Genomic DNA, 11,232 nt, shown 5'->3' on the forward strand with positions numbered 1-11,232 from the left:
GTATGGTATTGATTAATGAGCGATTCAACAAAGCCCCTCAAAAGACCAGATGATTCAGTACTGCAACAAAGCTTATGTGATGACGCTTGGCTTCATTGAGTTTATATGGCATGGAGGTAGGAGGTAATAGACTTAACTAGGACAAGCTCGGTATTCTAGCAAATTATGAGCGTATGGTATTGATTGATTAATGAGCGATTCAACAAAGCCTCTCGAAGCGCATAGTGATAAATTAAATGTCAGGAAACTAAAAATAAATAAAATAGATATTTGGGCAACAGGCTCATTATCAGGTCCCTATTTAGCGAAGCAGGAAGGACTTGTGGGATTAAAGCAGGTTTTTTCTTTTAATAAAAATGATCTTTATTTAGCCTTGAACAAAGACACTAATCCAGAAGTAGTAAAAAAACTGAATGAAGCACTGAGGAAGATGCGTCAGGACGGCTCAATAGAAAAAATATACCGTCAGTATCGCTAATCTAAAAAAATGGGTTTTTAACAGAACACGGTTTTAATGATCATACCCATCACGAAGGATTTTATGCCCACTTTGTGGGTGGTTTGTGGTTTGGTTTAGCTTGCACATTGAAGTGCGTTTGCAAGCCAGGCCACAAACGTCAGTCCTGCTTGTTCTGCAGTACGGCCAAAGGTGATAATGCCATCCTCATGTCCCTCCATAACAAATCCACTTGTTGCTGGTTTTTCATGTAAAAGTTTGGTGACGGCTTCAGCCATAGCTTGCGTGCCATAGGCAATGTTAGCAGGTATTGCTGGCAAATTGAGTTGTTGAGTGGCGTGCCAAATTTCAGGGCTGTGGCCATGAAAGACAAAGTTTATGTCGGGACTAGCTTGATAAACAGCACTGTGGCTTAATGCTTCTGATGAGGGTTTCGTAAGGCCTCGGGAGTAGATGCTAAACTCGTTAATGTTTGCTTCAATGACTTCAGAGTAATGTTTTTGTTGTAAGACAGGGTATTCTCCGGTTTGCGTGCCTGTTATATAGAAAGTATTGTTATTACTTCGTGCGCTGAGATTTCCAAAACCAAAACCCTGATAACGATGGGCATCCTGACCAATCACTTCTAGTTTTACTAATATTGAACGCCAGGCTGTAAGTGCTTGTGTAAGCTGATCAGGAATAGTGATTGGCTCCTGACGGTGATGTAGCTGGTATTTAATAACGCCTTCCGTTTCCTTTATTGTCATCGAAACATCCTTGCAATTGTGGCTGTAAACTAAGTGGTTATAAAAAAATAACGACCCATCATAACTAACGACGGTGTCTGTTGACAAATATGGCTGTGCTGAAGCACACCCTTGGAGTCGCTTGTTTATTAATGGCCTGCCTGACAATAGACTAGGGCTGAGGAATTGCGTCTATACTGACCAGAGAAGTGGTTACAGGTGAGCATACCTGTGATCTGGTTTTGAGAAATTTTGGGTGTTCTCCTATGCCGCAACACACTCCACTCTCATCATCGGTTAGTAATGAAGATTCAACAAAAAATAATTTTGCCTCTGCAGATAGTGAAGGTAGTACTGAAACTAAGCCAGTAATCGATAGCTGTAGTACTCGATCTAATGATACTGAGTCCTCTCAAGTTGATACGCTTATTTTTGATCTGGTTTATTGGCGTGATCCCAAAGTAAATAAAACCGATGATCAGGTCAAACAGCGGTTAGAAACTTACGCAAAAAGTTTACAAAGTATGGCTGGGTTTCAGTTGAGAAGCGCTAACTTATGTGATGTTGATTTAGTGAATAGGGGCTCAAAAGTTGGATATGACCTAAGTTATGCAGATTTTTATCGTGCTAATTTAACGGATGCTCATATGTTTAAAATTAATTTAAAAGGTGCATCCTTAATGAAAGCAAAACTATGCCGAGCGAATTTACATTGCGCAAATTTAGAGGACTGTAATTTACTTGGTGCAGACTTAACACAGGCAAAATTAGAGAACATTAATTGGGGTAAGTATATTCTTCAGGAAAAAAAAGCAATACAGGCGAAGTTACAGCATAATTATCGAGAAATGAAACAGCTTTATGAAGAAGCAGAAGAAGTTTATCGGAGTATTCGTAAAAACTGTGAAGCGCAAGGTTTATTTGAAACTTCAGGTTATTTCTTTCATCGCGAAATGATTATGCGGCGTTATCAAATGCCATTTTGGTCATCGTTAAGATTTTTTTCCAAGTTGGTTGATTTGTTTTGTGGTTACGGACAACGTCCCCTCCGTGTTGTGTTTTTTTCATTTTCTGTTATTGCGATGTGTGCTATTGCATATTTTTTAATAGGGGTTTCCGACAGCGGTCAACTCGTCAAGTTTAATTGGGAACACAGCTTTCTTGAAAACCTTTATGGTTTAACGGACTGCCTTTATTTCAGTGTAGTGACATTTACAACGCTGGGTTATGGTGACTTTACGCCGGTTGGTTTAACCCGTTTAGTTGCTGCTGTTGAAGCATTTACAGGAAGCTTCACTATGGCGTTATTTGTGGTGGTTTTTGTTAATAAAATACTTCGTTGAACATAAAAAGATGCAAAAAAGGTATTTAACGATTAAGTGGCTTTTTTGCCAGGCCAAAAACACTTAAAACTGGGACTATTAATCGCTTCTTGAAAAAGGTTTAAGTGCATACAGTATTGATATATTTGCACAAGAATAGGAAGTTTTGACAGGTCTATCATTTGTTGCTGAGCATAGTGAAGTTGTGGAATAAGGGCTAAATCAGCTAGCGTAAGTTCATAGCCAAAACAAAAGGGACCCCATTCTGCATTATTTTCTAATAATGTATTAAGTTGCTGTAAGTTACTGAGTAACCAATCATGTAACCATCGATTTTGTAATGGTTCCTCGATTAATAAAACTTGTGATAGGTAATTCAATACTTTGTGATTAGCATAAGGGTATAGCTCTCCAATGACTGTATGTGCAAAAGCACGTACTCTGGCGCGTAAACCAATATCCTCTGGTAATAATGGCGGTCGGGGATACTTTTCATCAAGGTATTCCAAAATGGCCAATGGCTGGTTTATGGCTAACTGGTAGTCCTGTAATAATGGCAGGTTCATAGGCTGTGCAGGTTCATTAAAACGTTTAACGGACGTTAAATGTGCCACAACTAATTGTTCAAAATCGACCTGCTTAAGTTTCAGTGCTAGGCGGATAGTAAAAGCCGTCACTGACATCGTGTGTGTAAAAAGCTGCATGATCAACCTACTGCGGTGATTGCACTTCGTTCAGTGCAGCTTGATTTAGATAAAATATAGTTCAATCAATTGATAGCAATAATGTTTTTTTTAAACTCATTATTAAGTTGTTGTTTAATAGTATTTACGAATAAAGTGTAGACGCTTTTTGGATAATCACCGAGTTGTTAAACTGTAGCCTTTAATTTAAATCTTATGCCACTGATGTGTTAAACAATGAAAGTTGTTGGCGTAGAGCTTTTAAAACATCCATGGTGGTTATAACACCAAGAATTTTATCTTGTTCGCAAACAAATAGCCGGTGGACATTATCATCAATCATTGTACTAATAATGTCATTTAATGAAGTGTTAGAACTAATAACTATAACATCTGGGTTCATTATCTCATTAACGAGATGAGTGTCTTCGCTGAGATCATTACCTAATAAATGGGTAAAACAGATGTCATCTGTAGCATGTGATTTTTTATCCAACAAGTCGCTAAAAAGTGCTAATGCTGGGATATACTCATGCCGTATTATATCGGTCATGGTTACTACCCCACAAAGCTTACCTTGCTGGTTTAACACAGGCGCTCCAGAAATATGGTGGCGAGCAAAAAAGCTGGCAAGCACGGCGAGAGACCAGTGTTCTGATACAGTCAGAACCTTTTGAGTCATAATATCTTGAGCATGTAGTGAGTTATTTGAAGGAAGTGTTGATGCACGAAGTGCTTCAATGGTGAAATTGCTGCTCATGATTCCATTCCTGATTTTGTTAACCGCTATTATGTGACTAACCTTTCCCTGGCCACTTTGAACAGCCTGAAACCTCAATATGTGGCAGCTCAATAATATACTCTCTTTAGAACGATCGTTGCAAAGTAATTGTGTGTGTCTTGTACAATTTTGTGTTGATCTGCAAACGATGGTACGTTCAAGGGTAAAAGGTATTACTTTTGCTTGTTTGGGTAGTCTACAGCTGGTTAAACTGTGGCAGATAATAATGAATGTAAGCAAGTAAGCGAAATATTTAATAATTAACGTGCTAGAAGCAGGAAGTACTGGCATGAAGGGGTTAACGAGTAAAGTTGGTTGGTTATGGGTGTTATTAACTTGGGCAATCAGCCTAGTAGCATTTTTAGCATGGCAAGAAACAGTTGTCCGACAACAGGTATTAGCCGCGTTTGCAAGTGATATGCAGGGAGAACTCTATCGATTTAGAGCAACTTTACGTGGAATATTGTCCACCTATGAGAACTTACCAGAGTTTTTAGCACAACAACCTATAGTGACAGAGTTTTTGAGTAATACCAGTCAGCAGGCAGAGTCGAACTCTATCAATCATTATTTAGAACAAAGTAATAATGTCACTGGGGCAGCAGATATTTATTTATTGGATCCGCAGGGAACGACCATTGCTGCCAGTAACTGGCAACGTCCACAAAGCTTTTTGGGTCGTAATTTCAACTTTCGGCCTTATTTTCAGCAAGCCAAACAAGGAAATGCTGGGCGTTACTTTGCACTGGGTACAACCTCTTTACAACGGGGCTACTATTTTTCGTATCCTGTGTTTCAGCAGGATAAGCTGCTGGGTATTGTGGTGGTTAAAGTGGACCTGGCGAATATTGAGCAATCTTGGCAAAGTGCTTTCAGTCATGGCTCTGCTCAATTATTAGTCACTGATTCAATGGGCGTAGTATTTATCAGCAGTGTTAAACGCTGGTTGTTTCACTCTTTGGGTGAGTTGTCAGATATACAGCAGGATCAGCTACAACAAGAGCAGCGTTATGCTCAACGTTCAATCCCCCCACTGGTAAAGCAGGTAAAGCCTGTTGTTGATAAGCTTACACCTGCTTCTCCCGCGCTACAGAAAATTGAGCTTGTTGACTCAATTACTGAGACTGAGCGACATTCTTCTTATTTGCAACATAAATTCAATATGCCTAAAGCAGGGTGGGAGCTGCATATTTGGTATGACTGGAGTGAGGTTCAACGGAGAGTGAATGAAACGCTGTTGGTGTATGGACTAATTTCCTGGGTGCTATTACTTGTAGGTTTATTTATTTGGCAGCGATATCGAACTGAGCGACAGCTTCGTATAGCGCGAGACCGATTAGAAGCACGTGTCTTAATGCGTACCCAGGATTTAATGAAAACTAACCAACGATTGAAGCAGGAAATAGAAGAGCGACAATATACTGAAGCAAAATTAAGACAAACCCAAGAAGAGCTTATTCAAGCAGCAAAATTAGCAGTTTTAGGCCAGATGTCAGCCAGTATTAACCATGAACTTAATCAGCCTATTACCGCGATAAAAGGTCTTGCAGAAAATAGTATTGTATTTCTTGAAAAACAACAAACAGCGTTAGTTGCAGCAAATTTACAACGAATAAATCGGGCATGTGAGCGCATGGGTTATATTGTCGCTCAGTTTAAAGTGTTTGCCCGAAAAACACCCGGCGAACTAACATTAATAAATCTAGTGACAGCAATTCAAAGTGCAATTGATTTACTTAAGCCTCAGTTAGAAAAACAGCGTATTAGCGTAATCAGTAAACTACCTGCAAATGGACTATGGATTAGAGGGGATTGCGTTTGGTTAGAACAAGTTGTCGTGAATTTACTGACTAATGCAATGCATGAGTTGGTTAATAAGACAAATGGCGTTATTGAAGTAAACCTTGCAGACTTTCAAGATAAGGTGAAACTAGATGTTCAGGATAATGGCCGAGGGATTCCAGCACATTTATTGGATAAAGTATTTACACCGTTTTATACCACAAAAAGTGATCGTCAAGGATTGGGATTAGGGCTGGCAATTTCACAGCGTATTATTGAGTCGATGGGTGGGAGTATCAAGGCGAGAAACCTGGCTCAAGGTGGTGCCGTATTTAGCGTTTATTTACCTGCTATAGATAAATAGTTGACTGAGTAGATGTGGTAGAGAATTATTATATGAAAAGTGATCTTTCCCGTTTTAATTCCGCACCAGAAAGAGAGGTATTAAAGCAGGTTTTTTTTATCGATGATGATGAAGATATTCGTCTTGTTGTAGAGCAAACGTTAACATTAGCTGATATGTGCGTTAAATGTTTTGCTTCTGCCGAGGAGTGTTTACCATTAGTTCATGAAAACTGGCCTGGCGTAATCGTTACCGATTTGCACATGCCTAGCATGGACGGGATGATGCTTTTCAGACAGTTAAATGAGTTAGATCCGGAGCTACCCATTATTTTATTAACGGGGCATGGTGATATCAGCACTGCTGTTACCGCCATTAGAGCCGGGGTGTATGACTATATAGAAAAACCGTTTAGCCAAACACATTTCGTTGATGTAATTCATCGAGCTTTAGAAAAACGTAGTTTGACATTGGAAAATAGATCTTTACGGGAAGAAATCTTTGCTCAGGGTGCTCCAGGTCCACGTATTCTAGGTAATACTTCAGTTATCAAACAGTTACGTCGTTTAGTACAACAAGTGCTGGATGCGCCTGCAGATATTTTATTGCAAGGTGAAACGGGCTGTGGAAAAGAACTTATTGCCCGTTTTTTACATGAGCATAGTGTCAGGCAGGCTCATCCTTTTGTCGCTATTAATTGTGGCGCACTCCCAGAAGCATTGATTGAAAGTGAGTTATTTGGTCATACTCAAGGTGCTTTTACGGGGGCGAGCAAGAGCCGAAAAGGAAAGTTTGAGTATGCTAATGGTGGCACTTTGTTTTTAGATGAAATTGAAAGTATGCCAGTTAACTTACAAGTAAAACTGTTACGCGTTTTGGAAGAACGACAGGTTGAACGGCTTGGTACAAATGAACTGATACCGATTGATATACGTGTTATCGCCGCCACGAAAGAAAATTTAAAAAAACGATCAGAAGAAGGGTTGTTCAGACTGGACTTGTATTACCGTTTAAATGTCGTAACAATTAATATCCCTGCGTTAAGAGATCGGAAAGAAGACATTTTACTACTTTTTCAACATTTTACATCATTAGCAGGTGCCCGCTATGGTCATGAGGTCATTCCTCTATCATTTGCTCAGCGTCAAGCTTTATTAAATCATGACTGGCCTGGGAATGTTCGAGAATTAAGAAATATTGCTGAGCGCTACGTATTATTGGGTGAAAGTGCTGAGTTTGATATTGATGGGTGGGGTGCAATATCATCCAATTTAATTGAAACGGAAAAGCTAACCTCTAAAGTGGAAGCCTACGAGCGAGCTTTATTAGAAGATGCCTTAATTCGTCATCAAGGACGTCTTAAAACAGTCATGGATGAGTTGGGATTAGCACGTAAGACACTTTACGATAAATTAAAAAAATATGGCTTAAATCGAGCTGAGTACTCTAAGTAAAAAAATATACCCTTCATGAACTATTTGTTTAAATGGGTGGATTTCCACCCATTCACAAGTCGTTGATGTGTCATATACTACTCATTACCTGCCTACATTGTTGCTAACTAACTGATTTATAGAGTTTATTTTTTTTGGCGCAAGGTTTGCCTATTCAATACCCTGTCATGTGAGTAAGGCATGATAAGCCCATGTTGCAAGATGTACTTTGGTACATATTCGTCATGGGGCTAAGCCTATGAGTAACAAAAATATAGAATAAGAAAGAGGGAGTAACATGCGTAACCTAATAACAACGATGTGCTGTATATTTTCGATGGTTGCTGGTGGACTGAATGCGGCACCTATCGAAATTAAGTTCTCTCATGTAGTAGCCGAAAATACGCCTAAGGGTAAGATGGCTATACGCTTCAAAAAACTCATTGAACAACGTTTACCAGGAAAAGTTAAAGTAAGTGTCTTTCCTAATGCTCAACTATTTAATGATGATAAAGTATTAGAAGCAATCATTTTAGGTGATGTGCAACTTGCAGCTCCCTCTTTATCTAAACTTGAAACTTACACGAAAAAGTTTCAAGTCTTTGATCTGCCTTTCTTATTTGATGATATGCAGGCTGTAGAGCGATTTCAGCAAAGTGAGGAAGGGCAAAAATTGCTGACTAGCCTGGAAAGCAAAGGTTTGACAGGTCTAGGGTATTTACATAATGGCATGAAACAATTGTCGGCTAATGAACCACTCTATGATCCTGCAGATGCCAAAGGAAAAAAATTCCGGGTGATGGCATCAGATGTATTAGCTGCACAATTTCAAGTGGTTAATGCTAACCCTGTAAAAAAACCTTTCTCTGAGGTGTTTACATTATTACAGACAAAAGCGATTGATGGGCAGGAAAATACCTGGTCAAATATTTACTCAAAAAAGTTTTTCGAGGTGCAGTCACATATTACAGAAACAGATCATGGTGTGCTTGACTATATTGTTGTTACCTCAAAAGAATTCTGGGCAGGATTACCTTCTGACATTCGTCCTGTTGTAGAAAAAAGCTTACAAGAAGCGATTACTTTTGGTAATCAAGTCGCGTTGCAAAAAGATGAGCAAGATAAGCAAGCTATTATTGCCAGTAAAAAATCAACCGTTATTGAGCTAACATCCTCTCAGCGCCAACAGTGGAAACAGGCAATGGCTCCAGTATGGAAGGAATTTCAAGATGAAATTGGTGCCGATCTGATTGAAGCTGCTCAAAAAGCTAATCAAATTAATTAGATTGTTAACCTGCAATATTTTTATGCATGCTAAGGAAAGTATGCATAATAAATGAGTTGATAAATCAGGTGATTTTATACTCATAATGAATCATTTTTAGGTGTCAAAATAAAATTGATTCGCGAAGGGCATAATTGAGGGGAAATAGCATGATTAGGCATTACCTTGCTATTGTTGAGGCGGCCATTATTCGTTTGTTATTAGTGGGTATGACTTTATTAGTTTTTTTGGAAGTTATACTCCGTTTTGTATTTAATACGGGCTGGCTATGGATGGAGGAGGTGACCCTGTATTTAGGGGCATGGTTTGTGTTGTTTGGTGTTTCCTATGGTTTAAAGGTAGGTGCACATATTGGAGTAGATGCATTAGTGCGTCTATTTCCCAGTGGAGTGCGTCGTTGGATTTCAGTGTTTGCTGTATTAGGCTGTTTATTTTACTGTGGAGTTTTATTATACGGTAGTTGGATCTATTTAGGTAAATTAAAATTAATTGGCTTGACAATGGAGGATGTTCCTCTTCCCAAGTGGCAGGGGATGAGTATTTTATTCGGTGGTTTTGTATTATTAGCACTTAGGTTAATGTCACTGCTATGGATGTTGTTTTCCCGACAAGTTGATGGATTTGAATTATTAGATGAAGCAGAAGAAAGCCTGGCATTAGCTCAAGAAGAAACTAAATCTACGCCCAAAGAATCTCCTGAGGTCAGGATGTCATCTGATGTTTCACCTATAGGGAGTAAATTATGACTACCGCCACCTTATTTTTATTATTATTATTGTGTATGTTAACAGGGATGCCTATTGCTTTAGCATTGGGTATTGCGAGCGTGTCAACGATATTATTATTTTCTAATGACTCCCTGGCTTCAATTGCGCTTAAAATATTTGAGTCTACATCCAGTCATTATACGTTGTTAGCAATTCCATTTTTTATTTTATCATCAGTTTTTCTTTCAACAGGAGGCGTTGCCAAGCGGCTTATTAATTTTGCTGTGGCTGGTGTGGGACATGTGCGAGGTGGTTTGGCCATGGCATCGGTGGTTGCTTGTATGCTATTTGCAGCAGTTTCAGGCTCTTCTCCCGCAACAGTAGCTGCAATCGGCAGTATTGTTATTGCTGGTATGGTTCGCTCTGGTTATTCTCAGTCTTTTGCCGCAGGTGTCATTGCTAATGCAGGTACTTTAGGTATATTAATTCCGCCTTCTATTGTGATGTTGGTATATGCTGCAGCCACAGAAGTCTCTGCTACACGGATGTTTATGGCAGGTTTAATTCCTGGTTTACTCATGGGAGGCATTTTATTAGTTGCGATTTATTTGTTTGCACGCAAACGCCGCTACCCGTCACAGCCATTTCCAGGGTGGCGAATACTGGTGAAAACGGGGTTAATTGCAGCAGGGGGGTTATTTCTCATCGTGTTGGTCCTAGGTGTCATATATGGTGGTATTGCCAGCCCTACTGAAGCTGCTGCGGTAGCTGCCATTTATGCTTTCTTAATAGCTGTAATAGGCTATCGAGATATGGGACCATTAAGAGATACGCCGTGGCATTATCAAGGTGAAAGTGTAGTCCGTGCTGTTTGCAGAAATTTCTGGCAAATTACCTGGGCAATTCCGAGGTCTTTTTTTGATCGAGAAGTGAATAATGTGGTTATGGACGCAGCAAAAGTGAGTTTAATGCTGTTGTTTATTATTGCTAATGCGATGTTATTTGCCCATGTATTGACGACTGAACGTATTCCACATGCTATTGCTGAAACAATAGTGAGTATGGGGCTTCCTCCTTGGGCCTTTTTACTTGTAGTGAATTTATTACTGCTTGCTGCAGGTAATTTTATGGAGCCATCAGCTATAGTACTGATTATGGCACCTATTTTGTTTCCGATCGCTACTCAATTAGGTATTGATCCAATTCACTTGGGTATCATTATGGTCGTGAATATGGAAATAGGCATGTTAACGCCTCCTGTGGGGCTAAATTTATTTGTGACTGCTGGAATTACTCAACAAAGCATTGGCTGGGTTATTAAAGCCGCTTTACCGTGGTTAGGTTTACTATTAATATTTTTGGGGCTTGTAACGTACATCCCTGCAATTTCATTGTTTTTGCCTGATTTACTAAATTAAATAGCTTTTAACTCAACAGGTTTTTAGCAAGTCTGGCGGCTGATGTAAAAATTAGCTGCCAGCAAAGTATGAAATTTGTGCAGCGTATAACTCGTTGACAGGTAAGCCACTAGTTTGACTAGTGTGACTCTCAAGGCTTGGCCTCTAGATTCAGTTTTATGGAGAAAGAAGACATGTGTAAAGTTTCCAGTGGCTTGGCGGCCCACATAAAAGGAAACAATGCACATGTCATATCAAAGCTTAAGTCATTCTAAATGGGATTGTAAGTACCATTTGGTTTTTGTGCCAAAAGG

General features: G+C 39.4%; 10 protein-coding genes. 7 read left to right on the top strand and 3 right to left on the bottom strand.

The annotated features are described in order from the left end of the window. Window positions 1-190 precede the first annotated feature (190 nt). Window positions 191-478, top strand: coding sequence for a substrate-binding periplasmic protein (locus tag F607_RS30930; protein ID WP_051311709.1), 288 nt, complete (start codon window positions 191-193; stop codon window positions 476-478). 95 nt (window positions 479-573) lie between these two features. Here the strand turns inward: F607_RS30930 and F607_RS0121090 are convergent, their stop codons facing one another. Beyond that, window positions 574-1,206 carry a class II aldolase/adducin family protein gene (locus F607_RS0121090; RefSeq protein WP_084611360.1) on the bottom strand — a complete coding sequence of 211 codons (633 nt, stop codon included), beginning with the start codon at window positions 1,204-1,206 and terminating at the stop codon, window positions 574-576. A 245-nt stretch (window positions 1,207-1,451) separates the two neighbouring features. Between F607_RS0121090 and F607_RS0121095 the strand changes: the two genes are divergently transcribed. Beyond that, entirely contained in the window at window positions 1,452-2,528 is a 1,077-nt protein-coding gene (locus F607_RS0121095) for an ion channel (protein WP_027709665.1), read from the top strand. A gap of 32 nt (window positions 2,529-2,560) precedes the next feature. Here the strand turns inward: F607_RS0121095 and F607_RS30935 are convergent, their stop codons facing one another. Both F607_RS30935 and F607_RS34825 read right to left on the bottom strand, forming a co-directional pair. Further along, the gene (locus tag F607_RS30935) at window positions 2,561-3,211 is read right to left on the bottom strand and encodes a maleylacetoacetate isomerase family protein (protein WP_051311710.1); all 651 of its coding nucleotides are present in this window, start codon (window positions 3,209-3,211) and stop codon (window positions 2,561-2,563) included. A gap of 193 nt (window positions 3,212-3,404) precedes the next feature. Further along, complete coding sequence (locus F607_RS34825) at window positions 3,405-3,950, bottom strand: CBS domain-containing protein (RefSeq protein ID WP_027709666.1); 546 nt, start codon at window positions 3,948-3,950, stop codon at window positions 3,405-3,407. A 310-nt stretch (window positions 3,951-4,260) separates the two neighbouring features. Between F607_RS34825 and F607_RS30940 the strand changes: the two genes are divergently transcribed. The 5 genes from F607_RS30940 to F607_RS0121130 all read left to right on the top strand — a co-directional run bounded on the left by F607_RS30940 (window position 4,261) and on the right by F607_RS0121130 (window position 10,939). Continuing rightward, window positions 4,261-6,117, top strand: coding sequence for an ATP-binding protein (locus F607_RS30940; protein ID WP_051311711.1), 1,857 nt, complete (start codon window positions 4,261-4,263; stop codon window positions 6,115-6,117). A gap of 32 nt (window positions 6,118-6,149) precedes the next feature. After that, a complete protein-coding gene (locus tag F607_RS0121115; protein WP_051311712.1) occupies window positions 6,150-7,550 on the top strand; it encodes a sigma-54-dependent transcriptional regulator in 1,401 nt (466 codons plus the stop codon). A gap of 277 nt (window positions 7,551-7,827) precedes the next feature. Continuing rightward, on the top strand, window positions 7,828-8,814 hold the full coding sequence (locus F607_RS0121120) for a TRAP transporter substrate-binding protein (protein ID WP_027709668.1): 987 nt from the start codon (window positions 7,828-7,830) through the stop codon (window positions 8,812-8,814). A gap of 149 nt (window positions 8,815-8,963) precedes the next feature. After that, the gene (locus F607_RS30945; protein ID WP_051311713.1) at window positions 8,964-9,560 is read left to right on the top strand and encodes a TRAP transporter small permease; all 597 of its coding nucleotides are present in this window, start codon (window positions 8,964-8,966) and stop codon (window positions 9,558-9,560) included. Further along, a complete protein-coding gene (locus tag F607_RS0121130) occupies window positions 9,557-10,939 on the top strand; it encodes a TRAP transporter large permease (RefSeq protein ID WP_027709669.1) in 1,383 nt (460 codons plus the stop codon). The genes F607_RS30945 and F607_RS0121130 overlap by 4 nt, the downstream gene beginning before the upstream one ends. Window positions 10,940-11,232 lie beyond the last annotated feature (293 nt).

This window comes from Zooshikella ganghwensis DSM 15267, from assembly GCF_000428585.1.
GTDB lineage: Bacteria > Pseudomonadota > Gammaproteobacteria > Pseudomonadales > Zooshikellaceae > Zooshikella > Zooshikella ganghwensis.